Origin of the sequence: Mesorhizobium sp. M1252 (assembly GCF_040318265.1) — a bacterium.
In the GTDB taxonomy this organism is placed as follows: domain Bacteria; phylum Pseudomonadota; class Alphaproteobacteria; order Rhizobiales; family Rhizobiaceae; genus Mesorhizobium.
The window spans coordinates 33345-58787 of the sequence record NZ_JAMYLX010000025.1 but is presented as its reverse complement, the minus strand read 5'-3'; the positions used below and the strand labels follow the sequence as shown (position 1 = coordinate 58787).

Sequence of the window (25443 nt, the reverse complement as noted above, 5' to 3'; positions counted from 1 at the left end):
GCCGATAACATCGTCGGTGTTGGCGAGCAGTCTGTGCACCGCATTGCGGGGGGGCGCCCGGCGCCGGAGGGGGGGGTTTGTTTATATAGCCACCAGGAACCCCGGGGGCCCCCCCCGGGCGGGGGGGGGGGGGGGGGGGGGGCCGGCGAGGCTGCACCGACCCCACCCCGCGTCACCAGTGCCGCCTTGCGGCACTTGCTCCGCGACCCTCCCCCGAGGGGAGGGTAATCACCCCTGCGAAGGCCTGAACCGCGCCACCAGCGTGTGGCTCTCCGCGGCATAAGTGAACCTCACCTGCGTCACCGGGTGCTCCGCGCTCCAGGTCCGGCGTTCGACCACCAGGCACGGTGCGCCGGTTGCGACGTCGAGGGCTTCGGCAATATGCCTGTCGGCCGCCACCGCGCGGATGCGGTGCTCGGCCTCACTCCATGGCACGCGGCCGATCAGCCAAGGGCCGGGGGCGATGTCGAGAAACTCCTCCTCGGCGGCTTCCGCGACGGCGGCGAGATTGATCAGCCGCTGTTCGTGCGCGAATGGCCGCTTGCCGGCGAAATGCCGGCATTCAAGCGCCAGCACCTGTCCGGCTGCGTCCAGTTCCAGCAAGGCGCGATCCTCGGCGCTGCTGCGCCTTTTCTGCCGCGCCAAGCGCTCGTAACGATAAGCCAGGCCAAGCGACTCAACCTCGATCCTGATGTCGTGGATTTCCAGCACCGCGGCCTGCGACTGCGGCTGGCGGACAAAGCTGCCCGAACGGCGACGGCGCTCTATCAGCCCGGCCTTGGCCAGTTGCGACAGCGCCTTGTTCACTGTCATGCGCGAGCAATTGTATTCGGCCGTCAACTCGTGCTCGAACGGGATGCGGTGACCCGGCGCCCAGGCGCCGGACATTATTTTCTCGCTGATGTCGGACAGGATGCGCTGGTGCAGCGAACCGCCGCCTTCCACAGCCGCTGTCTCTGATATGCTCATGCCGAAAGCGCCGTCATCACATGGCGAAAGCGCTCGGCGATCGTCTCACGCGCTGCATGCCGGCCGCCGCTGACCTGTTTTTTTCCGTGCACCCAGACGCAATCGACCTTGCCGCCATTGGCAAAGATCCAGGCGTCGAGGATCGCATCGCCACTTTTTCCGGCCAGCGAAGGATGGTTTTCGTCGAGGGAGACGAAATCAGCCGCGGCGCCGGCGGCGATCCGCGACGGGCCGGCGCCGAGTGCGGTGCTGCCGCCATCGAGGGCGGCGTCGAACAGAGCCCGCCCGGTCGAGCCGCCGGTCACCGCCAGCACATTGCGGGCGCGGTGTGCGAGGCGCTGCGAATATTCGAGCTGGCGCAATTCATCCGGCAGGCCGATCAGCACGTTGGAATCCGAGCCGACGCCGAAGCGGCCGCCATGTTCGATGAACAGAGGTGCTGAAAAGGTGCCGTCGCCGAGATTGGCCTCGGTGATCGGGCAAAGCCCGGCAATGGCGCCGCTTCTGGCCATGCCGGTTGTCTCAGCCTCGGTCATGTGGGTGGCGTGGATCAGGCACCAACGCTTGTCGATCCCGGCATTGGCGAGCAGCCATTCGACCGGTCGCGCACCCGACCACGCCAGGCAATCCTCGACCTCCTTCGCCTGCTCGGCGACGTGGATGTGGATCGGTCCGTCCGGCGCAATGGCGGCAACAGCGCTGAGTTCCTCCGGCGTCGCGGCGCGCAGGCTGTGCGGGGCGACGCCGACGACAGCCTGATTCAACGCACGAACCGATTCGCGGCTTTTCTCAAGCAAGCGTTCGAACCGATTCACATCGTTGATGAATCGCCGCTGGCCTTCGTTGGGCGCAGCGCCGCCGAAGGAGGAATGGGCATAAAACACCGGCAGCAGCGTCAGGCCGATCCCGGTTTCGCCGGCGGCCGCGGCAATACGTTCGGCCATCTCGGCAAGGTTGGCATAGGGTTTTCCGTCGCGATCGTGGTGGAGATAATGAAATTCGCCGACGCGCGAGAAGCCGGCCTCCAGCATTTCGACATAAAGCTGGGCGGCGACCGCCTCGACCTGGTCCGGCGTCATCGACAGCGCGAAGCGGTACATCACCTCGCGCCAGCTCCAGAAGCTGTCGGCGGAGGGACCGCGCAGTTCGGCAAGCCCGGCCATGCCGCGCTGGAAGGCGTGGCTGTGCAGGTTCGGCATGCCCGGCACCAGAATGGCGTGGCGTTCGTCGTCAGCCTGTATCGACGTGCCGGCTTCGACTGCCGTGATGCGACCGTCGTTCAACAAAATCCGCACCTTGTCGTGCCAGCCATTGGGCAGCAGCGCCTGTTCCGCAAAGATCGCCGTCACGTTTTTCTCCGCATTCCCTGAACAATTGCACTTGCAGTGCTTTTCAATATGTATATACATAATCGCCATCCAATCAAACGGAAAAAGATGATGGCGGCACAGAACAAAAGCCGGGCAGGGGGCCTTCACCTTTGGCGCAATGCGCGCCTGGCAACCATGGCCGAAGGCGACGCCGGACTGGGCATTGTCGACAAGGGCGCGATTGCCGCCCGCGACGGTCTCATCGTCTATGCCGGTCCGGAAGCCGACATGCCGTCAGCGTTGGCTCAGGGCGGCGAGACTACCGATTGCGAAGGCCGTTGGATCACGCCCGGTCTCATCGACTGCCACACCCATCTCATCCATGCCGGCAACCGTGCCAACGAGTTCGAGATGCGGCTGGCCGGCGCCACCTATGAAGAAGTCGCCCGTGCCGGCGGCGGCATCGTCTCCTCGGTCGAATCCCTGCGTGCCGCGAGCGAAGACGAACTGGTTGCGCAGACGCTGCCACGCCTCGATGCGCTGATGGCCGAGGGCGTCACCACGGTAGAGGTAAAGTCGGGTTACGGGCTCGATCTCGAAAATGAACAGAAGTCGCTTCGCGCCGCGCGGCAGCTGGACAAGCAACGCCCGGTCACGGTCCGCACCACCTTCCTCGGCGCGCATGCGCTGCCGCCGGAAGCAAAAGGCGACAAGGACGCTTTTGTCGATCTCGTCGCCAACACGATCCTGCCCGCAATCGCCGCCGGGGGCCTGGCTGACGCCGTAGACGGCTTTTGCGAGGGCATTGCCTTTTCGCCGGAACAGATTGCCCGCGTCTTCGACAAGGCCAAGGCGCTTGGCCTGCCGGTCAAACTCCATGCCGACCAGCTGTCCAACCTGCATGGCGCCGAACTCGCCGCCCGCTATGGCGCGCTGTCGGCCGACCATCTCGAATACACCGACGAGGCCGGCGCCGCAGCGATGGCCAAGGCCGGCACCGTGGCGACCATCCTGCCCGGCGCCTACTATTTCATCCGCGAAACCAGGAAGCCGCCGGTCGGCCTGTTCCGCCAGCACGGCGTCAAGATGGCGGTCGCCACCGACAACAATCCCGGGACGTCGCCGCTGACCTCGCTGCTTCTGACCATGAACATGGCCGCGACGCTTTTCGGCCTGACCGTCGAGGAGTGCCTGGCCGGCACCACTCGCGAGGCTGCCCGCGCGCTGGGATTGCTCGGCCAGACCGGCACGCTGGAGGCAGGAAAATCTGCCGACCTGGCGATCTGGGACGTCGGGCGTCCGGCCGAACTCGTCTACCGCATGGGCTTCAACCCGCTCCATGCCCGCATCTGGAGAGGACAATGACCGAACTTAACCTGAAGCCCGGCAATGCGACGCTGGCCGACTGGCGCGCTATCTATCGCGGCGCCGTGCCGAAGCTCGACGCCTCCTGCCGGCCAAAAATCAAGGCCAGCGCCGAGGCAGTCGCCCGCATCGTCGCCAAGGGCGAGCCGGTCTATGGTATCAATACCGGCTTCGGCAAACTGGCCAGCGTCCGCATTCCGGCCGCCGATTTGGAAACCCTGCAACGCAACATCGTTTTGTCGCATGCCGCCGGTGTCGGCGAGCCGATGTCGGTTTCGATTGTCCGGCTGATGATGGCGCTAAAACTCGCCAGCCTGGCGCAGGGTGCGTCGGGCGTGCGGCCGCAAACCATCGAATTGCTGGAAGCGATGGTGGCCAACGACGTCATTCCCGTGGTGCCGGCGCAAGGCTCGGTCGGCGCCTCCGGCGATCTCGCGCCGCTGTCGCACATGACGGCGGTGATGATCGGCGTTGGCGAATGCATTACACCGCATGGCCGCTTCCCGGCCAAGGTCGCTTTCGTCTCGCACGGCCTGGAGCCGGTGACGCTTGGCGCCAAGGAAGGTCTGGCGCTGCTCAACGGGACGCAGTTTTCCACCGCCTACGCGCTGGCCGCTCTGTTCGAAGCCGAAGTGCTGTATCAGTCGGCGCTGGTCGCCGGGGCGCTGTCGACCGACGCTGCCAAGGGCTCCGATGCACCCTTCGATCCGCGCATCCATCTCCTCAGAAAACACCCGGGCCAGATCGAGACGGCGGCAGCGCTGCGCAATCTGATGGCCGGCAGCGCCATCCGTGAATCGCACCGCGTCGGCGATGAGCGCGTGCAGGATCCGTACTGCCTGCGCTGCCAGCCGCAGGTGATGGGCGCCGCGCTCAGTGTGCTGCGTCAGGCCGCCGACACGCTTGGCACCGAGGCCAATGGCGTCACTGACAATCCGCTGATTTTCGCCGAGGACGACACAGCGCTCTCCGGCGGCAATTTCCACGCCGAGCCGGTGGCTTTCGCTGCCGACATGATCGCGCTTGCCGTCTGCGAGATCGGCTCGCTGTCGGAGCGCCGCATCGCCATGCTGGTAGACCCCGCGCTGTCCGGCATGCCGGCCTTCCTGACGCCGAAGCCCGGCCTGAACTCCGGCTTCATGATCCCGCAGGTGACGGCGGCGGCGCTCGTCTCTGAGAACAAGCAGAAGGCCTATCCGGCAAGTGTCGATTCCATCCCGACCTCGGCCAACCAGGAAGACCATGTATCGATGGCCGCACACGGCGCTCGCCGGCTGATCGGCATGATCGAAAACGCCACGGCCGTCATCGGCATCGAACTCCTGGCCGCCGCGCAGGGCTGCGATTTCCATGCGCCGCTGGCGTCGAGTGCAGCTCTGGAAGCTGTTCGCAAGCTGGTCCGCGCCGAGGTGCCGCATCTCGACAATGACCGGCATTTCCACCCTGACATGGAAAAAGCCATCGCCATGGTGCGCAGCGGCGCTGCCATCAAGGCTGCGAGCGCGGTGACATTGCCTTCGATCTCGGGAGTCTGACATGACCGACTGGCTGACAGTGACCGAAGGCACGGCACCCCTGTTGGTGTCGATCCCCCACACGGGTACCGATCTCGCCGGCATCGACAATCGGCTGGTCTCGCCCTGGCTCGGCCGCCGCGATTGCGACTGGTGGATCGACAATCTCTACGATTTTGCCGCCGGCCTTGGCGCGACTGTCGTGCACACGTCGATCTCGCGCACCGTCATCGACGTCAACCGCGATCCTTCCGGCGCCTCGCTCTATCCCGGGCAGACGACAACGACGCTATGCCCGACCGAGACCTTCGACGGCGATCCGCTGTATCTGCCCGGCGCGGAACCAACGCCGTCGGAGATAGACCAGCGCCGCATAGCGTATTTCGTGCCTTACCATGAAATGCTGGCGGCCCAGGCCGTCAGGCTGCGCGGCCTGCATGAGAAGGTCGTCATTTACGATTGCCACTCGATCCGGTCGGTGCTGCCGCGCCTGTTCTACGGCACGCTGCCGGTATTCAATCTCGGCACCAATGACGGCCAGACCGCGGATCCTACGCTGCAGGCGCTGGTTGGTCAGATCATGGCCGAGAGCGGTGAAAGCAATGTCATCAACGGTCGTTTCAAGGGCGGCTGGATCACCCGCTATTTCGGCAATCCGCAAGGCGGCTACCATGCGCTGCAGATGGAACTTGCCGATCGCGGCTATTTGCGCGAGCCCGAGGGCAAGGGCGAACCGGACAATTGGCCGGTGCCTTATGATGCCGAGTTCGCCGCGCCGATGCGCGCCACACTGACGAAAATCCTCCAATCCGCCATTGACTGGGCCGGGCGCTGAGACGCCGCCTTACTCCAAAGGGACAATGATGAACAATCCTCGCCACAACATCCGCGAAGTGCGCGCGCCCCGCGGCGACAAGCTCAACGCCAAATACTGGACGACCGAAGCGCCGCTGCGCATGCTGATGAACAACCTCGATCCCGATGTCGCCGAAAACCCCAATGAGCTCGTCGTCTATGGCGGCATCGGCCGGGCCGCGCGCACCTGGAACGATTTCGACAGCATCGTCGCCTCGTTGAAGACCCTCAATGAAGACGAGACGCTGCTGGTCCAGTCCGGCAAGCCGGTCGGCGTCTTCCGGACGCACACCGATGCGCCGCGCGTGCTGATCGCCAACTCCAACATCGTGCCGCATTGGGCGACCTGGGATAAATTCAACGAGCTCGATAAAAAAGGCCTGATGATGTACGGCCAGATGACGGCCGGCTCCTGGATCTATATCGGCACGCAAGGCATCGTGCAGGGCACCTACGAGACCTTCGTCGAGGCCGGCCGCCAGCACTACAATGGCAACCTTACGGGCAAATGGATCCTGACCGGCGGCCTCGGCGGCATGGGCGGCGCCCAGCCGCTTGCCGCCGTCATGGCCGGCGCCTGCTGCCTCGCCATCGAATGCAATCCGGACTCGATCGATTTCCGGCTGCGCACCCGCTATGTCGACGAGAAGGCCGAGACGCTCGACGAAGCGATGGAAATGATCGAGCGCTGGACCAAGGCCGGCGAGGCGAAGTCGGTCGGCCTGCTCGGCAATGCGGCCGACATCGTGCCGGAAATGTTCAAGCGGGGCATCCGCCCCGACATGGTCACCGACCAGACCTCGGCGCATGACCCGATTAACGGCTATCTGCCCAAGGGCTGGACGATGGCTGAGTGGCGCGAGAAGCGCGTCTCCGACCCCAAGGCTGTCGAGAAGGCCGCCCGCGCCTCAATGCGCGAGCATGTCGAGGCGATGGTCGCGTTCTGGAATGCCGGCGTGCCGACGCTCGACTATGGCAACAACATCCGCCAGGTCGCCAAGGACGAAGGCTTCGAGAACGCCTTTGCTTTCCCGGGTTTCGTGCCGGCCTATATAAGGCCGCTGTTCTGCCGCGGCATCGGCCCGTTCCGCTGGGCTGCTCTTTCGGGCGATCCCGAGGATATCTACAAGACGGACGCCAAGGTGCGCGAACTCACCCCCGGCAACACCCATCTGCACAACTGGCTGGACATGGCACGTGAGCGCATCGCCTTTCAGGGCCTGCCGGCGCGCATCTGCTGGGTCGGCCTCGGCGACCGCCACAGGCTGGGGCTCGCCTTCAACGAGATGGTGGCCAGGGGCGAACTCAAGGCGCCCGTCGTCATCGGCCGCGACCACCTCGATTCCGGCTCGGTGGCTTCGCCCAACCGCGAGACGGAAGCGATGATGGACGGCTCCGACGCCGTCTCCGACTGGCCGCTGCTCAATGCGTTGCTCAACACCGCGTCGGGCGCAACCTGGGTGTCGCTGCATCATGGCGGTGGCGTCGGCATGGGCTTCTCGCAGCATGCCGGCATGGTCATCGTCGCCGACGGCACGCCGGACGCCGCAAGGCGCCTGCAGCGCGTGTTGTGGAACGATCCGGCGACAGGCGTCATGCGCCACGCCGATGCCGGCTACGACATCGCCATCGAGTGCGCGAAGGAGCACCAGCTCAATCTGCCCGGTATTTTAGGCTGATTGGCTTAAATGATGCGCATCCTACGGGCCGCCGACTACCGCGTCATGCCGTGGAAGAATGGCGGCGGCACGACCACCGAGATCGCCGTCTCGCCGGACGGCGCCGGGCTGGACGATTTCGACTGGCGCGTTTCGATGGCGCGGGTCGAGGGCAGCGGCCCGTTCTCGGGCTTTGCCGGCGTCGACCGCACGCTGGCCGTGCTGGAAGGCGAGGGCATCGTCCTCGACATTGCTGGCCGGCGGCCGGCCGAAGTGACGGCGGCTTCCGCCCCGCTGTCCTTCCCGGCCGATGTGCCGACCACGGCCGCGCTGATCTCCGGTCCGATCACCGACCTCAACGTCATGACCCGCCGCGGGCGGGCAACGCACTCGGTCCAGCGTCTGATAGTTTCGGTTCCGACCGATATCCGGCCGACCAGCGCTATGACCCTGATCCTGCCGTTCGACGGTGAGGTCGGCGTGACCGGCGCGACATCGTCGCGCCTTGGACCTCGCGACACGCTGTTGCTCGGACCGCAGGCCGCGAAACTGCGGCTTGAACCGGTGCGGCCGACGATCGTGTTCGTCGTCCGGATAGCCAGCCTGGGCTAGCCGCACCGCCAGCACAACGATTAACGCCTGTTGCCAAACATGATCGCACGCCGGAGAAATCTGGCGTAAGCTGTTGTCTGGATCACGAAAAAGCCAGAATCCTTCCGTCGTTCCAAGGCGGACGGGAGGGCAGGGGTGCTCGTCCTTAAGTTGTCGAAAGCCCCACTTAAAATGTCGAAGGGATAACGCCTCTAGCGTGGTGCGAAGCAAAACTTTCGGCCAGTGTAATCATGCAACCAATTGCATTTGAATCGGTTTTAGGGACATTGCCGTGGCGGTGGCGCCGCATCGCGTCCCCCATGCGGAATTTTCAATGAATATCCAGACAAATCCTGCCCATATCGAAAAGTCCAGCGCCGGCTTCCCGGTCATCACCGAAGAGCCGATACGCTCCAATTTCCTGCCCGAAGAGCGGCTGCGCGCGCTGGGCGAAAGCCTCGCCAAGGGCGACATCAAGGACCTGTTCGGCCTGACGCAGTTCGATTTCCAGGCCCGCATCCGCGACAGCGCCAAGAAAATCCTCGAAGTCTACCGCTCGACCAATGCCGCCCAGGCCAAGGGCGAAACCATCACGCCTGCCGCGCAATGGCTGCTCGACAACAATTATCTCGTCGAGGAGACCATTTTTCAGGTCAAGCGCGACCTGCCGCGCCGTTTCTACCGGCAGTTGCCGACCCTGGAAGTGGCCGATCGCGCCGCGGTGCCGCGCGCGCTGGCCCTGGCCTGGAGCTATGTCGCCCATTCCGACAGTTCGGTTTCGGCGACCATGTTCAAATCCATCGTCGAGGGTTTTCAGTCGGTCGAGCCGCTCAAGATCGGCGAGCTCTGGGCGCTGCCGTCGCTGCTGCGCTTCGTTTTGATCGAGAATCTGCGCCGCATCGCCGTGCGCGTCGACCGCACCAGGCAGATGCGCCATATCGCCAACGAGGTCGCCGACCGCGTGCTGGCGACCGACGACAATGCAGACCGCCGGAAGATCCTGTCGGGCTACGGCGCGCATGCGCAGGACACCACCTTCGCCACCCAGTTGCTCTACCGTCTGCGCGACGGCTCGCAGAATGCCGGCAGGGCGCTGGAATGGCTGGAGGTCGAGCTCGAGAAAACCGGCTCCGACGCCGAGGAAATCATCATTTCCGAGCATCGCACCCTGTCCAGCGGCAATGTCACCACCGGCAACATCATCCGCGGCCTGCGCCTCATCAACGACGTCGACTGGACAGTGTGGTTCGAGGGCGTCAGCCGCATCGACACGCTGTTGCGCGAGCGCACCGATTTCGCCGCGCTCGATTTCTTTTCGCGCGACCAGTACCGCACGTCGATCGAGCAACTGGCGCGCCGCTCCGACCTGTCCGAATTCCGTGTCGCCGAAAAGGCCATCGAGCTGGCCAGCCATGTTCCCGGGGTCACCGATGCCTCCGGCGTGCCGGATGCATCAGCCGATCCGGCCATGCATACCGATGTCGGCTTCTTCCTGGTCGGCCCGCGCCGGCCGGATCTGGAAAAGGCGATCGGCTATCGGCCGCCCTTCCATGTGACCTTCAAGCGCGCCTTCACCGCCACGGGCTGGCTCGGCATCGTTGTGCCGGTCTTCCTGCTGACGGTGCTACTGCTGGTTGTCTCCGGCAATGCGCTTGCCCATCTCGGCCTGTCGGTGGAATCCATCACGCTGATGCTGGCGCTGTTTGCGGTGCCTGCCAGCGAAGGCGCGCTCGCCTTCTTCAACACCGTTGTTTCACTGTTCCTGAAGCCGACGCGGCTCGTCGGCTATGATTACAAGCACGGCATTCCGGCGGCATCACGCACCTTGGTCGTGGTGCCGTCGCTGATCGGCTCGCGCGATGATGTCGAGGAAAACATCCGCAACATCGAGGTGCATCACCTCGCCAACACGGCCGAAGAAATCCATTTCGCGCTGCTGTCCGACTGGCCGGATTCCAAGACCGAGATCGACGCCGCCGACATCGAGATCCTGCAATATGCGCGCGACGAGATCGCCAGGCTCAATGCCCGTTATCCCTCGGAAGGCGCGCCGCGTTTCTATATCCTGCATCGCCGCCGGCTCTACAACCAGGCGCAGGGCGCCTGGATGGGCTGGGAGCGCAAGCGCGGCAAGCTGCATGAGCTGAACCTTCTCTTGCGCGGCGACAGCGACACCACCTTCCTGCCGCTCGACGTGCCGCTGCCGGAAAAGGTCGTCTATGTCATGACGCTCGACGCCGACACGCGCACCACGCGCGACGCCGTGTCGTCACTGGTCGGCAAGCTCGCCCATCCGCTCAACCGCCCGCATTTCGACGCGACAAAGCGCGTCGTTACCGCCGGCTACACCATTCTGCAGCCGCGCATCACAGCCTCGCTCACCAGCGGCGACGACGCTTCTTTCTTCCAGCGCGTCTTCTCGTCCAACAGCGGTCTCGATCCTTACGTCTTTGCCGTCTCGGATCTCTACCAGGACGTCTTCAGCGACGGCTCCTTCACCGGCAAGGGCCTTTATCACGTCGACGCTTTCGAGGCGGCGCTGCAGGGCCGCATCGAGGAAAACACCGTCCTCAGCCACGATCTGCTCGAAGGTGCGCTGGCGCGCGCAGCACTTGTCACCGACGTCGAACTGGTCGAGGACTATCCTACCCGCTACTCGGTCGACGCCTCGCGCCACCACCGCTGGGCGCGCGGCGACTGGCAGCTGCTGCGCTTCATCTTCTCGCCGCGTTCCGGCGTGCCGGCGCTGTCGCGCTGGAAGATGGTCGACAATCTGCGCCGCTCGCTGACCCCGATCTTCTGGGTGATGGCGGCGATCGCCGGCTGGACGCTACTGCCCTTCACGCAGGCCGCGCAGTGGCAGGCGCTGCTGATCCTGTCGCTGTTCATGGCGCCGACCTTCGATGTCGTCAACGCCATCCTGCCCAAGAGCGGCGACCAGACGCCGCGCGGCCATTTCTCCGCACTGGCGCACGACACCGTCTTCGGCACGGCCCTTGTGGCGCTGAAAGTGCTGTTGATGGCGCACAATGCCTGGATGATGGGCGACGCCATCGTGCGCACGCTCTACCGCCTGTTCGTCAGCCGCCAGAACCTGCTGGAATGGCGCACCGCGTCGCAGGCGCACAAGGGCGGCGACAACGATATCGGCTCCTATTACAGCATGATGTATGGCGCCGTGATCATCGGCGTCGTCGGTCTCGCTATCCCCGTGCTGGCCGATTCCACCGGTGCCTTCGTCGCCTTCTTCTTCGCTCTGTTCTGGATCGGTTCGCCGGCGGTTGCCTGCTGGATCAGCCGCTCGGCCGAGACCGAGGACCGCCTGCGCATATCGCAGGCCGACATCCACGCGCTGCGCACCGTGGCGCGCCGCACCTGGCATTATTTCGAAACCTTCGTCACGGCCGAGCACCACAATCTGCCGCCCGACAATTTCCAGGAAAGCCCGGCGCCGGTTGTAGCGCCGCGGACGTCGCCGACCAATATCGGCGTCTACCTGCTGTCGGTGGTGTCGGCACGCGATTTCGGCTGGATTGCGCTCTCCGACGCCATCACCCGGATCGACGCCACCATGACGACCATCGAGAGCATGCCGCGCAACCGTGGCCACCTCTTCAACTGGTACGACACCACGACGCTCAAACCGCTCTATCCGCTCTACATCTCCGCCGTCGACAGCGGCAATCTCGCCGGACATCTGGTCGCGGTGGCGGCTGCCTGCGCCGAATGGGCGGAAGCCCCGTCCGTTCACCTGCAGGGCGATTTCGAAGGCGTCCTCGACACGGTGAGTATCCTCGACGAGAGCCTCGAGGAATTGCCTGACGACCGCCGGCAACTGCGGCCGTTGCGCCAGCGTCTGGCCGATCGCCTCGATGGCATGCGGCGCGCCGTCATGACCATCAAGGCGCAGCCGGAGATGGCCTCGATCCGCACCATTAACCTGGCCGTGCTTGCCGGCGAGATCCGCAAGCTCGCCACCGCCATCCACACCGAGGCCGGATCGCAGCGCAGCGACATTATCGCCGACTGGGCGGCACGGCTGGAAGCGACCTGCGAGGCGCATGTGCATGACTCGCACAGCGACGAAAACGCCGTCGAAGCCTTGCGCGCCAAGCTGCTGGCGCTGCGCGAACGCTGCCGCCGCTATGCCTTCGAGATGGATTTCTCTTTCCTGATGCGTCAGGAGCGCAAACTGCTGTCGATCGGCTACCGGGTCGAGGAGCATCAGCTCGATGAGAGCTGCTACGATCTGCTCGCCTCCGAGGCGCGGCTGACCAGCCTGTTCGCCATCGCCAAGGGTGACCTGCCGACGGAGCATTGGTTCCGGCTTGGAAGGCCGATCGTCGAGATCGGCTTCCAGGGTGCGCTGATGTCCTGGTCGGGCTCGATGTTCGAGTATCTGATGCCGCCACTGGTGATGAAGGAACCGCAGGGCTCGATCCTCAACCAGACCAGCAAGCTGATCATCAAGCGTCAGATCCAGTACGCGCGTTCGAAGAACGTGCCCTGGGGCATTTCGGAAGCGGCCTACAATGCCCGCGACCGCGAACTGACCTACCAGTATACCAATTTCGGCGTGCCCGGACTTGGGCTCAAGCGTGGCCTTGGCCAGAACACGGTGATCGCGCCTTACGCCACGATCCTCGCGGCGCAGTTCACACCGCGCGAATCCGTCCAGAATTTGGCCAGGCTGCGCTCCATCGGCGCTCTCGGCCGGCATGGCTTTTACGACGCCGTCGACTTCACGCCGCAGCGCGTGCCGGAAGGCACCGACCATGCCGTTGTCCTGAACTACATGGCGCATCACTCCGGCATGTCGATCGCCGCCGTTGCCGACGCCATCTTCGAGGGCCGGCTGCGCGACCGCTTTCACAGCGATCCGGTGATCGAGTCTGCCGAACTCCTGCTGCAGGAGAGGGCGCCGCGCGACATCCCGACCGCCACGGTCAGGACCGAAGCCGACGAGCGCTCGAAGGACGAGACCGAGGTCGAGAGCCCGGATTCGCGCATCGTCCTCGACCCGCTGAGGGCGTTGCGCGCCACCAGCGTCATGTCCAATGGCCGCTACTCCGTCATGGTCTCGGCCACCGGTTCCGGTTACAGCCGCTGGGGCGAACTCGCCGTCACCCGTTGGCAGCCCGATCCGACCGAAGACCGGCTCGGCTCCTACATCTTCCTGCGCGACGCCGGCAGCGGCGACTGGTGGTCGGCCACCGCGGAGCCGAAGCAGGCGACCGGCGAGAGAGTGCAGACGCTGTTTTCCGACGACAAGGCGAGCTTCGTCAAAACAGTGGGCTCGCTGCGTTCGGAGGTCGAATGCATCGTCATCTCGGAAGGCAATGGCGAGGGACGGCGCGTCACGCTCTACAATGACGGCGCCACTGACCGGCATATCGAGGTGACCTCCTTTGCCGAGCTGGTGCTGGGCAACGAAGCGTCCGACAATGCCCATCCTGCGTTCTCGAAAATGTTTATCGAGACCGAGATCGCTGCCAACAACGGTGCCATCTTTGCCACCAGGCGCAAGCGCGACAAGAACGAGCCTGACGTCACCATGGTGCATTTCGTCACCGATCCGTCCGGGTCGGCGCGCGATGCCGAGGCCGAAACCGACCGCCGTGCCTTCATCGGCCGTGGCCGTACCATCGCGGAAGCGGCGGCCTTCGATCCCGGCGCCAAGCTTGGCGGTCACCACGGCTTCACCCTCGATCCGGTAGCGGCCCTGCGCCGCCAGGTGCGGGTGCCGGCCAACAAGAAGATATCGCTGACCTTCTGGACCGCCGTCGGCGCCAACCGCGCCGAACTGGACGAGGCCATCGCCAGGCTCGACCATCCCGAAAGTTTTGCTCGCCAGGCGATGCTTGCCTGGACGCGTTCGCAGGTGCAGACCCGCCATCTTGGTCTCAGCCTGACCGACGCCGCCAATGTGCAGAAGCTGGCGCGTTTCCTGATCTATCCCGATCCGTTCCTGCGCCTGCCCGGCGAATCCATCGCTTCGGGGCTGGGCAAGCAGTCCAGCCTGTGGCCGACCAGCATTTCGGGCGATTTCCCGATCTTCCTGGTCCGCATCGGCGACGTGGCCGACCTCGAAATTGTCGCCCAGGCGCTGCGCTTCCAGGAGTATATGCGCGCCCGCGGCATGATGATCGACTTCGTGGTCGTCAACGAGCAGGCATCGTCCTATGTCCAGGACCTGCAGCGCGCGGTCGAGACGCTGTGCGAAAACAGCCGCCTGCGCGGCAAGGAACTCGGGCCGCGCCAGCACATCTTCGCCGTGCGCCGCGACCTGATGGACGAGGCGACCTACAAGACGCTGCTGGCGGTTGCCCGCGTGGTTCTGCACACCCGCAACGGCACCATCTTCGACCAGATCGAACGCGCCGAGGCGGCAGCCTTGCAAGCACGCGATGCCCTGCAGCCGGCGCCCCCCGCGTCGCTGCGCGAGCCGTCTCTGCCGGTGCCGGCGGCGCCTGCATACCATGCCGCGTCCGACAGCAGCGCCGACGGCAGCGGCCTCAGCCAATGGAACGGCTTTGGCGGTTTCGAGGGCGACGGCCGCCACTATGTCACCCGCCTTGCCGGGCGGCGCTCGACGCCGCAGCCCTGGATCAACGTCGTCTCGAACGCCTCGTTCGGATTCCATGTCTCGGCCGAAGGCGCTGCCTTCACCTGGAGCCGCAACAGCCGCGATTACCAGCTGACGCCATGGTCGAATGATCCGGTCACCAACCGGCCGGGCGAGGGCATCTACATCTACGATCAGGCCAGCGGCAAGGCATTCTCGCCGCTGGCTGCCGTGGTCCGCGATCCCTCGATGACCTATGAGACATGGCACGGCCAGGGCTTCTCCACCTTCCGGTCCAAACGCGGCCCGCTGTCGATGGATCTGACGCACGTCGTCGATCCCGTCGATCCAGTGAAGATCACGCGGCTGCGCATCCAGAACTCAGGCTCGGCGCCGGCGCGGCTGCGCGTCTATGCCTATGCCGAATGGGTTCTCGGCAGCCATCGCTCGAGCACGGCTGCGACCATCATCCCGTCCAGGGATCCAGCGACCGGCGCGCTTCTGGCGCAAAACCCCTACGGTCTCGATTTCGGCGACCGGGTGGCCTTCCTGGCCGCCACCGGTCCGGTGCATTCGGTGACAGCCGATCGTGGCGAGTTCATCGGCAGGCAGGGCACCAGCGCCTTCCCGCACGCGGTCGTCAGCGGCGCCGGCCTGTCGGGCCGCGTCGAGGCCGGCGACGATCCGTGCGCAGCTGTCGCCAGCGACATCGACATCCCTGCCGGCGGCGACGTCACGCTGGTCTGGCTGCTTGGCGACGCCGCTACATCAGCCGAAGCGAGCGCGTTGGTGCAGACCCATTCGGGCAAGGATTTCGACCAGCGGCTGGCCGACAATGAACGCGTCTGGCGCGGCTTCCTCGACACCATCCAGGTAGAGACGCCCGACAAGGCGCTCGACGCCATGGTCAATCACTGGCTGCCCTATCAGAGCCTGGCCTGCCGCATCCGCGCCCGCTCGGCCTTTTATCAGGCAAGCGGCGCCTTCGGCTTCCGCGACCAGCTGCAGGACACGCTGGCCCTGCTTGCGCATGATCCGAAACTGGCGCGCGACCAGATCCTCAATGCGGCGCGCCGGCAGTTCCCCGAAGGCGACGTCCAGCATTGGTGGTTGCCGCGCACCGACGCCGGCGTGCGCACCATGATCTCCGACGATGTGGTCTGGCTGGCGCATGCCACCAATCGCTACATCGAGGTGACCGGCGATACAGGGATCCTGAAGGAGCAGCTGCCTTTCATCGACGGGCAGGTGTTGGGCGAGGGCGAGCACGACGCCTTCTTCACGCCGGAAATCTCCAAGACGAACGCTTCGCTTTACGACCATTGCGCGCGCGCGCTCGACCTTGCGGTCAAGCGCAGCAGCCCGGCCGGGCTGCCGCTGATCCTCGGCGGCGACTGGAACGACGGCATGAACCGCGTCGGCGAAGCCGGCAAGGGGGAGAGTGTCTGGCTCGGCTGGTTCCTTTTGAAGACGCTGGGCGACTTTACCACCGTGGCCAAGGGGCAGGGCGACACCAAGCGGGCGCAGGCCTGGACAAAACACGCCGATGTGCTGAAGCGGGCGCTGGAAAGCACCGCCTGGGACGGCCAGTGGTATCGCCGCGGCAGCTACGATGACGGCACGCCGCTTGGCTCGCACAATTCGGACGAGTGCAAGATCGACTCCATCGCGCAGTCGTGGAGCGTGCTCTCCGGCGAGGGCGACCCCGCGCGCTCGACCACGGCGATGCAGCAGGCGACGAACCTGCTGGTCGACGACAAGCTCAAGATCGTCAAACTGTTTACCCCGGCCTTCCAGAACACGAGAAAGGACCCTGGTTACATCAAGAGTTATCCGCCGGGCGTGCGCGAGAACGGCGGCCAGTACACCCATGCGGCGACCTGGTTCGTGATCGCGCTCGCCGAAATGGGCCGCACCGACGATGCCTATCGCTGCTTCTCGATGCTGAACCCGGTCAACCATGCGCTCGACGATGCATCGGCCGAGCATTATCGCGTCGAGCCGTACGTCGTCGCCGCCGACATCTATTCCGGTGAGGACAAGGGCGGTCGCGGCGGCTGGACCTGGTATACGGGCTCAGCGGGATGGCTCTACCGTGCTGCGGTCGAAGGCATTCTGGGCATTGAGCGGCGGGGCAAGCAGATCACGTTCCGGCCGAAACTGCCCAGCCATTGGGACGGCTATTCTGCCACGCTGAAGATGCTGGGGTCGGAGATCAAGGTTCGCGTCATCCGCGACAAAAAGGCCAAATCCATCTCGCTCGAAGTCAATGGAACCAAGACAAAATCTTCCGGTTTTCAGCCGAAAGCCGGCGACAAGACCGAGGTGGTCGTCAAGATACCCTCGTAAAATCAAAGGCTTCAGGTTATTGACGCGCGCCTTTCGAGGCGCGCGTTTTCTACTTGGGCATGCTCCTGGCGCAGTACGGCGTGCCTTCCCGGATACCGGCGGGTCAAGCGTGCAGTGATTAAAAATGTGGCAGCGCTAGATGCTGCCATGATTTTGCCGCAAGACTGACATTTCACCTTTTATCTCAAACCGTTAGGTGATCACGGCAGATTTCGCAACGTCGTCATCTTTTGTTCGCAGAATGGGAACGGAAGAGGTAGACGGGCATTGTTTTGCGACCCGTTAACCGGTACGTGTCAAGAAATGGTGCGGTGCACAATAATGTTTTGGGCGGAGTAGCTGAAGTGTCACTTCTGCAAATCTACTGGAGAGCGCTGGGTTATCTCGCAGCCGACAGGAAGCGCGTTGCGTTTATCTGCGGTGCGAATGTCGCGCTCGCCATTATCGCCATCCTCGAGCCGATCATGTTCGGCCGGGTAATCGACGCCATCTCCGATAAGGGTTCGGTGTTTTCGACGCTGGCGCTGTGGGCCGGTCTCGGCGCCTTTAACATCGTCGCCTTCGTGCTGGTGGCGCGCGGCGCCGACCGTTTTGCCCACAAGCGGCGCAGCGAGGTGCTGTGCCAGTCGTTCGAGCGCGTGATCACCATGCCGCTCGCCTGGCACCACCAGCGCGGCACCTCCAACGCGCTGCACACGCTGCTGCGCGCCGTCGAGACGCTGTTCAGCCTGTGGCTTGAATTCATGCGCCAGCATCTGTCGACGGCTGTTGCGCTGGCTCTGCTGATTCCGACCGCTATAAGCATGGATCTTCGCATGTCGCTGGTGCTGATGGCGCTGGGCGTTCTCTATGTCGGCATCGGCCGGCTTGTGATGAAGCGCACCAAGGCGGGCCAGGCCGCGGTCGAGCGCCACTACCATCAGGTGTTCGCGCATGTGACCGACTCGGTCAGCAATGTCGCCGTGCTGCAGAGCTACAACCGTCTCGGCCACGAGGCCGATACGCTGCGCCGCTATGTCAAGAACCTGCTCGACGCGCAGAACCCGGTGCTCGACTGGTGGGCGATGGCCAATGCGCTGCACCGCCTGTCGTCGACCATTTCGATGATGGTTGTGCTTTTGATCGGCGCCTATCTGGTCACCCATGGCCAGCTCAAGATCGGCGACGTCATCGCCTTCACCGGCTTTGCCACGCTGCTGATTGCCCGCCTCGACCAGATGTCGGCTTTCGCCAACCAGATTTCCGAAGCCCGCGCCAAGCTCGAGGACTTCTATCACCTCGAGGATTCGGCCGCCGACTCCGCCGAGCCGGACGGCTTGCGCGACCTCACCAACGTCACCGGCCATGTCCGCTTCGAGAATGTCGGCTTCGAGTTTGCCAATTCGCGGCAGGGCGTCGACGACGTCTCCTTCGAGGTCCAGGCCGGGCAGACGGTTGCCATCGTCGGCCCGACCGGCGCCGGCAAGACGACGCTGATCAACCTCTTGCAGCGCGTCTTCTCGCCGTCTCATGGCCGTATCCTGATCGACGGCATCGACACCCGCACGGTGACCCGCAAGTCGCTGCGTCATTCGATCGCCACCGTCTTCCAGGATGCCGGCCTGCTCAACCGCTCGATCGAGGACAACATCCGCGTCGGTCGTGCCGAGGCGACTTATGACGAGGTTCACGCCGCCGCCAACGCGGCTGCCGCGCAGGATTTCATCCTTGCCAAGAGCGCCGGTTACGACACCGTCGTTGGCGAGCGCGGCGGCCAGCTTTCGGGCGGCGAGCGTCAGCGCATCGCCATTGCCCGCGCCGTGCTCAAGGACGCACCGATCCTGGTGCTCGACGAGGCGACGAGCGCGCTCGACGTCGAGACCGAGGACCGCGTCAAGGAAGCCATCGACGAACTGAGGCGCAACCGCACCACCTTCATCATCGCCCACCGCCTGACCACCGTTCGCGACGCCGACCTGGTCGTGTTCATGGACAAGGGCAAGGTGGTCGAGATGGGCGGCTTCGCCGAACTGTCGCTGCGCAATGGCCGTTTCGCCAGCCTGTTGCGCGCCGGCGGCCTGCTCAACGACGAGGAAGTCCGCCGTCTCAGCCGCACGGTGAATATCGAAGCGGCGTAGGCTTTTTTACCTCCCCCATGTGGGGAGGTCGGACCCGTAGGGTCCGGGTGGAGGTAGTGCCCCACCACCCCCACCCCGCTGCTTTGCAGCGACCTCCCCACAAGGGAGAGGGTAAGCACTGCGACAACCGCTCGATTGCCCCGAACGCGCCGCCGGTCTATCTAGACCTTATGAGCGACACCTCCTCACGCCTCGCCGGCTGGACCGACCTCGCCAACCCGACGCGCTTTGTCGGGCTGGCCGACAGGCTGGTGCCGTGGCTGGCGTCGATCGCCGCGATCCTGCTAGCCATCGGTCTCTATATGAGCTTTGCCGCGCCTGAGGATTTCCAGCAGGGCATCACGGTGCGCATCATGTACATCCACGTGCCTTTCGCCTGGCTCGCCATGATGTGCTACACGGTGATGGCGGTCGCCGCGCTCGGTACGCTGGTCTGGCGCCATCCGCTGGCCGACGTCGCGCTGAAATCTGCAGCCCCGATCGGCGCCACCTTCACCGCGCTTGCGCTGGTCACCGGCTCCATCTGGGGCAAGCCGATGTGGGGCACCTGGTGGGTGTGGGATGCCCGCCTGACCTCAGTCTTCATCCTCTTCCTGATGTATCTCGGCATCATCGCGCTGACGCGCGCGCTGGATGACGCCAGCCGTGCCGCCTGGGCCGCCGCCATCATCACGCTGGTCGGCTTCATCAACATCCCGATCATCAAATTCTCGGTCGACTGGTGGAACACGCTGCACCAGCCGGCCTCGGTGTTCCGGCTCGGCGGACCGACGATCGATCCCAGCCTGCTATGGCCGCTGCTGGTGATGGCGCTCGGCTTCACCGTGCTGTTCTTCGCGCTGCACCTGACGGTGATGCGCACCGAGATCCGCCGCCGGCGGGTGATCTCCATGCGCAGGGTGGCGGCAAGGCAGGCCGACTAGCGCGATTTCAAACGGAAGGGACAGCCATGCGCCTGCCGCCAGAAACATTAGCATGTGCTGCTATGTTGCGGTGCGGCAACAAGAATTCTCAAAAGATCGTTCCCGACCTCGCTTTGCTCCTTGATCTCGTTTGCGTTCTTGACAGCTCGGCCGCCAAGCAAGAGTGATATTAGTCACTAGTTGTTGCGAGGGGATTCGACGATGAAACTGTGCCTGCTGGCTGGCGTTTCGACATTTGCATTGGCGCTTGGCTGGAGTTCGGCCTACGCCGCAGACGCGCTTGTCGACGTGCCGAGGGCGGAGGATCTCTGGTACGTCACGCTCTTCGGCGGCGCCAGCTTTGCCAACAATGTGAAGACGGACTACGATAGTGGTCGGTATTCCGTGGATCTTGACAGTGGGTTCGTGATCGGCGGCGCTGTCGGTCGGCGGATCAACGACACGTTCCGCGTGGAAGGCGAACTGTCCTACGCGCGCTACAAGGCAAGCGAGTACAGCTTCAGCTTCCCTCCTGCCGACCAAGGTTCCGGCCCAGCTTCCGGCAATCTGTCGGCCACCTATCTTCTCGCCAACGTCTGGGCCGATGTTGCGCATTTTGGTGATGCCAAACTCTATGTCGGCGGCGGTCTCGGCGCGGCCTATGTTACCGCCGATACTCATTTTGATGGCCACGCCTATGGATACGGGCCTGGCGGCTGGGGTTTCGCCGGCCAGGTGGGCGCCGGTGTTACCTACGCGGTAACGCAGAATGTCGACCTCGATTTCGGTTACCGCTTCAAGGCCGTGACAAGCGTGGATCTAGACGACAATGATGGCGGCGGCACATACGAGAACGCCAAATTGTACTCCCACAATCTCCAGCTTGGCGTTACCCTAAAGTTCTGATTGGTTCGTCGCAGGTCGCGACCGGGATCTGACGGATGCCGCTCTTGCCACGCCGGCAACCCCTGGGTCTGCCGGCAATGATCTCAGCCTCGCTGCCGACCGCCGGTGAGCCGGCGGAAAAGACATTGCAGCGCGGCATCGACCTGCAACGGCGCAAGCGTTTTCGCGAGGCCGAGTTCTGCTACCAGACGGTGCTTCGCACGCAGCCCAAAAATGCCATGGCGCTGAACCTGATGGGCACGCTCGCCATCGAGGCCGAGCATCATGACGCCGCCATTGCCTATATGGAAAGGGCGGTCAAGCTCGAACCGGACAACGCCATCTTCCGCAACAATCTCGGCAATGCCTACAATGTCACCGGCAACGTCGACAAGGCGCGCAGACATCTGAGAAAGGCGATCGAGCTCGACGGAGGGCTCATCGAAGCGCTGTGCAATCTCGGCCGCTCCTATCGTAGCCAGCTCGAGGGCGACATTGCCGAAGGGTTCTATCGCCAGGCGCTGGCTATCGACGGCCAGTCGGTGATGGCACTTGCCGGTATGGGCGATTTGCTCACCGACATTGGCCGGCCGGCCGAGGCGGTCGAATGCTTCAGCAAGGCCCTTGCCATCGACCCGGGCCATGTCGAGGCGCTGGCTGGAATGGCGCTTGCGCGCCGGGCGGTCAAGGACGATCCGACGTTGCCTTTGGTGCTGAAACGCCTGGAATTGCCGACAACCACCGATCGCGAGCGGGTAGTGCTGCACCACGCCGCCGGCAAGATGCTCAACGATCAGCGCGAGTATGGCCCGGCCATCCGCCATTTCGCGAGGGCCAAGGCGATTTCCGGCAATGATTTCGACATCGACCGGCACACCCAGCTTTACGACAGCTTCATCGACACTTTCGACGCTGGCTTCTTCAAGACGCGAGCCAGTTTGGGAAATCCATCCAGGCGCCCGGTCTTCATCGTCGGCATGCCCCGGTCGGGAACGACGCTGACCGAGCAGATATGCGCCAGCCATCGCGATATCTATGGCGCCGGCGAGTTGTCGACCATTCGTTCACTTGCCGGCGAACTTGGGTTCGACAAGCTCGACCCAGCCATTTTCACCAAGGGCATGGCGGCGCTCACTGCGGCCAAGGCCAAGGAGCTTGGATCGAAGTATCTCGACGATCTCAGCAGACGCAACAGCAAGGCGCGGCTTGTCGTCGACAAGATGCCGCATAATTTCGAGCTGCTGGCCTTCATCAGCCTGATCTTGCCGAACGCCCGCATCATCCATTGCCGGCGTGACCCGATGGACAATTGCGCGTCCTGTTTCATGCATAATTTTTCCGAGGCGCACGGCTATAATGCCGATCTTACCAAGCTTGGGCAGTATTACCGGCAGTATGACCGCCTGATGCGCCATTGGACCAAGGTCATCCCGCTGAATATCCACGACATGCCCTACGAAGAAACGGTCGCCGATTTCGAAAATCGCGCCCGTGGATTGATCGGATTCCTCGGCATCGAGTGGGACGATGCCTGCCTGCGTTTCAACGAGACCGAGCGCACCGTGCGGACGCCGAGCCGCTGGCAGGTGCGCCAGCCGATCTATTCATCCTCGGTCGAGCGCTGGAAGCTGTATGGCGACGCGCTGGATCCGCTGAAGGCGGCGCTGGGTCCGGTTTATCCGTCCTGATTTCAGTTGGCCCGAACAACCTCGCGCTCGACGCGCGCTGGCGTAGATTAGACCTGAGTTGCATCGTGCTTTGGGGCCAAATGAAAGCCGAATGCTTTCATGACCGCCAGTGTGGTTTCCAGCGTAGGATTACCGTTTTCGCTGAGCGAGGTATAAAGATGCTCGCGAGCCAAGCCGGTCTTTCTGGCAATGTTGCTCATCCCCTTGGCGCGGGCAACGACACCGAGGGCGGACGCGACGAATTTGGCGTCTCCGGTTTCCATTGCCTCTGCCAGAAACGCCTCGATTGCCGTATCGGAATCGAGCATTTCGGCGGGATCGAAATCATAGATTTTTTCAACCATTGTCGTCACTCCATTCTACGGCCAGGCGCTTTGCTGTCCGTATGTCGGTTTCTTGTGAACTTTTATCCCCGCCGCACAGGAGCAGGATGACCGTTTCACCGCGCTTGTGAAATAAACGCGATAGCCGGGCCCATAGTGAATGCGCAATTCACTGATGCCTTCACCCACTGGGGCCACGTCGCCGGGATTTCCTACAATCAAACATTGCAGCCGAACGGCAATTGCCGCCTTGGCTCTTCCGTCTTTCAGCTTTTGGTGCCACCTCCGAAAGGTGGCTGTCTGCTTCAGGATTGCCATGGTGGCTAGTAAGTTATAAATTACAATTCGTCAATGTCGAAATAGGGCGAGCCTCCAAAACGAAAAGCCTCACTCCATCCGCCCACGCGCTTCCACCTTCAGCGTTTCCAGCACCTTGTCACCGTCGATCAGATGCACCTGGTCGAACAGGTTGGTCACGACGCAGCAATGATCAGGCACCACGCGCACGCGCTCGCCAATGCGAAGCTTTGCACCATTTCCAAGCGTGACCGTGCCATGTTCCTCGCTCAAGCTGGTGACGCGGGCGCCGGGCATGCCGAGCAGCTCGCCAAAATCGGGGAGCCCCAGCGTGTCGCTGGACAGCGCCTTGCTGCCGCTGTCGAGGATGGCGCGGGCCGGCGTCGGATGGCTGACCACGGTGGCGAGCACCGTCAGCGCACAATCGTCGAGCGTGCCGACGCCTTTGGCGACCTGGTAGCGGTCGAGATAGATGTAGGTGCCGGGGCGGTATTCGGTAACGACGCTGTCCTCGCCGGAGCGCCACATATCAGGCGTGCCGCCGCTTGAAATGCGATCACAGGCGAGACCCGAGGCCGCGAGCGTTTGCTTGGCGCCGGCCAGCCAGGATTCAGCCTCGGCGGCGCGGCCGGCCGCGGGGTAGGTCATCAGCCCGCCGAAGGTGAGCCCCTTGGCTTGGTCGATCAACTTCGCCAGTGCCAGCGCCTCGGCGGCGCTCTGCACGCCGCAACGGCCCATGCCGGTGTCGCATTCGACCAGGACGGGCAGGGGGTGCCCGGTATCGGTGAAGGTGGCGGCGAGCCCCTCCAGCGTTTCGAGGCTGTCGGCCGTCACTGACAGTGTCACGCGGCCATGCAGCGCCTTGAGGCGCTCCAGCTTGGCGCGGCCAAGGATGTTGTAGGGCAGGAAAATATCGGTCAGCCCGGCATCGGCCATCACTTCGGCCTCGCCGATCTTCTGGCAGGTGATGCCGACCGCGCCGGCCGCCATCTGCTTCTTCGCCCAATAAGGCAGTTTGTGCGTCTTGATGTGCGGCCTGAGTTTCAGCCCGTGGCGGTCGGCATGCGCCTGCGCTCGTGCGATGTTGGCTTCGGCGCGGGCCGCGTCGATGAGGATCGCCGGCGTGTCGAGGTCGTCTATGCCTTGCATGAATGTCACCCTGGGAAATCTGGCTGGACTTATGGCCCCGATCCGCATGGATGTCATGGGGCCAGCATGCAGTTTGCGTCGACACCGCAGCGCTGTTCGGCTATGCGCTTCAGATAACTCCAGGGAACGCGACGCGAAGGGATCACGATCATGAAACGCTCCACCGTCAACGACATCATCCGCGATGCAGACGCCTTCATCCGCTCGTTCGGCTACATCATGCCGCCCTTCGCCTACTGGAGCCCGGAAGAGATGAAGGCGCGCAAGGCCGACTCCGCCGCCATTTTCACCTCGCGGCTCGGTTGGGACATCACCGATTACGGCCAGGAAAAATTCGACGAACTCGGCCTGTTCCTGTTCACCGTTCGCAACGGCGTCTACGCCGACATGAAGAAGGGCATGGGCATGCTCTATGCCGAGAAGATCATGATCTCGCGCAAGGATCAGCTGTCGCCGATGCACCGCCACAACATCAAGGCCGAGGACATCATCAACCGCGGCGGCGGGAAGCTGGTGCTCGAACTGTTCATGCACGATCGCGACGGCGGCATCGATCCGAAGGCCGAAGTGTCGGTGCCGGTCGACGGCACCATCCACAGGCTGCCGGCAGGCGGGCTGCTGAAGCTCGACCCGGGCCAGAGCGTGACGCTGATGCCCGGCGTCTGGCACGCCTTCTGGGCCGAGGGCAAGGATGTGCTGATCGGCGAGGTCTCGACCGTCAATGACGACCTTACCGACAACGTCTTCCGCGAGCCGATCGGCCGCTTCTCCAACATCGACGAGGACGTCGCCCCGTTGCACCTGCTGGTGTCCGACTACGAGAAGTGGGTGGGGTAGGCGAGAGGCACTCCATATCCATCGGCTGGTGCTGCCCCTCATCTGCCTGCCGGCATCTTCTCCCCGTAT

Annotated in this window: 15 protein-coding genes and 1 pseudogene; 11 read left to right on the top strand and 5 right to left on the bottom strand. The window is 63.9% G+C overall.

The window, feature by feature from the left end:
• Nucleotides 1–228: 228 nt before the first annotated feature.
• Both hutC and NKH22_RS29575 read right to left on the bottom strand, forming a co-directional pair.
• On the bottom strand, nt 229–969 hold the full coding sequence (hutC, locus tag NKH22_RS29580; protein ID WP_023698022.1) for a histidine utilization transcriptional repressor HutC: 741 nt from the start codon (nt 967–969) through the stop codon (nt 229–231).
• Entirely contained in the window at nt 966–2318 is a 1353-nt protein-coding gene (locus tag NKH22_RS29575) for a formimidoylglutamate deiminase (RefSeq protein WP_352912161.1), read from the bottom strand. The genes hutC and NKH22_RS29575 overlap by 4 nt, the downstream gene beginning before the upstream one ends.
• Nucleotides 2319–2408: 90 nt before the next feature.
• Here NKH22_RS29575 and hutI point away from each other — a divergent pair, with 90 nt between their 5' ends.
• The 10 genes from hutI (at nt 2409) to NKH22_RS29525 (ending at nt 22768) form a co-directional block, all read left to right on the top strand.
• Complete coding sequence (gene hutI / locus NKH22_RS29570) at nt 2409–3644, top strand: imidazolonepropionase (RefSeq protein WP_023821153.1); 1236 nt, start codon at nt 2409–2411, stop codon at nt 3642–3644.
• Nucleotides 3641–5179: a histidine ammonia-lyase gene (gene hutH / locus NKH22_RS29565; protein ID WP_023821152.1), complete on the top strand. Its 1539-nt coding sequence runs from the start codon at nt 3641–3643 to the stop codon at nt 5177–5179. The genes hutI and hutH overlap by 4 nt, the downstream gene beginning before the upstream one ends.
• Before the next feature lies 1 nt (nt 5180).
• Nucleotides 5181–5993, top strand: a complete 813-nt coding sequence (gene hutG, locus NKH22_RS29560; protein WP_352912159.1) for an N-formylglutamate deformylase — start codon at nt 5181–5183, stop codon at nt 5991–5993.
• Between the two features lie 28 nt (nt 5994–6021).
• Complete coding sequence (gene hutU / locus NKH22_RS29555; RefSeq protein WP_502908614.1) at nt 6022–7692, top strand: urocanate hydratase; 1671 nt, start codon at nt 6022–6024, stop codon at nt 7690–7692.
• Between the two features lie 12 nt (nt 7693–7704).
• Nucleotides 7705–8283 (top strand): HutD/Ves family protein, encoded by a 579-nt coding sequence (locus NKH22_RS29550; protein WP_352912165.1) that lies wholly within the window; start codon nt 7705–7707, stop codon nt 8281–8283.
• Nucleotides 8284–8596: 313 nt separating this feature from the next.
• Entirely contained in the window at nt 8597–17176 is an 8580-nt protein-coding gene (locus NKH22_RS29545; protein ID WP_352912155.1) for a glycoside hydrolase family 94 protein, read from the top strand.
• Between the two features lie 344 nt (nt 17177–17520).
• On the top strand, nt 17521–19293 hold the full coding sequence (locus NKH22_RS29540; protein WP_023672897.1) for a glucan ABC transporter ATP-binding protein/ permease: 1773 nt from the start codon (nt 17521–17523) through the stop codon (nt 19291–19293).
• Nucleotides 19294–19463: 170 nt separating this feature from the next.
• Complete coding sequence (locus NKH22_RS29535; RefSeq protein WP_023672896.1) at nt 19464–20216, top strand: heme ABC transporter permease; 753 nt, start codon at nt 19464–19466, stop codon at nt 20214–20216.
• 201 nt (nt 20217–20417) lie between these two features.
• On the top strand, nt 20418–21101 hold the full coding sequence (locus NKH22_RS29530; protein ID WP_023672895.1) for an outer membrane protein: 684 nt from the start codon (nt 20418–20420) through the stop codon (nt 21099–21101).
• 77 nt (nt 21102–21178) lie between these two features.
• Nucleotides 21179–22768: a tetratricopeptide repeat-containing sulfotransferase family protein gene (locus NKH22_RS29525; protein ID WP_023705781.1), complete on the top strand. Its 1590-nt coding sequence runs from the start codon at nt 21179–21181 to the stop codon at nt 22766–22768.
• Nucleotides 22769–22815: 47 nt separating this feature from the next.
• Here the strand turns inward: NKH22_RS29525 and NKH22_RS29520 are convergent, their stop codons facing one another.
• The 3 genes and pseudogenes from NKH22_RS29520 to NKH22_RS29510 all read right to left on the bottom strand — a co-directional run bounded on the left by NKH22_RS29520 (nt 22816) and on the right by NKH22_RS29510 (nt 24537).
• A complete protein-coding gene (locus tag NKH22_RS29520; RefSeq protein ID WP_023672893.1) occupies nt 22816–23112 on the bottom strand; it encodes an addiction module antidote protein in 297 nt (98 codons plus the stop codon).
• Nucleotides 23105–23409 (bottom strand): annotated as a pseudogene (locus NKH22_RS29515) (type II toxin-antitoxin system RelE/ParE family toxin). Before NKH22_RS29515 ends, NKH22_RS29520 begins: the two are co-directional and overlap by 8 nt.
• Nucleotides 23410–23478: 69 nt before the next feature.
• The gene (locus tag NKH22_RS29510) at nt 23479–24537 is read right to left on the bottom strand and encodes a D-TA family PLP-dependent enzyme (protein ID WP_023711607.1); all 1059 of its coding nucleotides are present in this window, start codon (nt 24535–24537) and stop codon (nt 23479–23481) included.
• A gap of 150 nt (nt 24538–24687) precedes the next feature.
• Here NKH22_RS29510 and NKH22_RS29505 point away from each other — a divergent pair, with 150 nt between their 5' ends.
• Nucleotides 24688–25374 (top strand): D-lyxose/D-mannose family sugar isomerase, encoded by a 687-nt coding sequence (locus tag NKH22_RS29505; protein WP_023711606.1) that lies wholly within the window; start codon nt 24688–24690, stop codon nt 25372–25374.
• Nucleotides 25375–25443 lie beyond the last annotated feature (69 nt).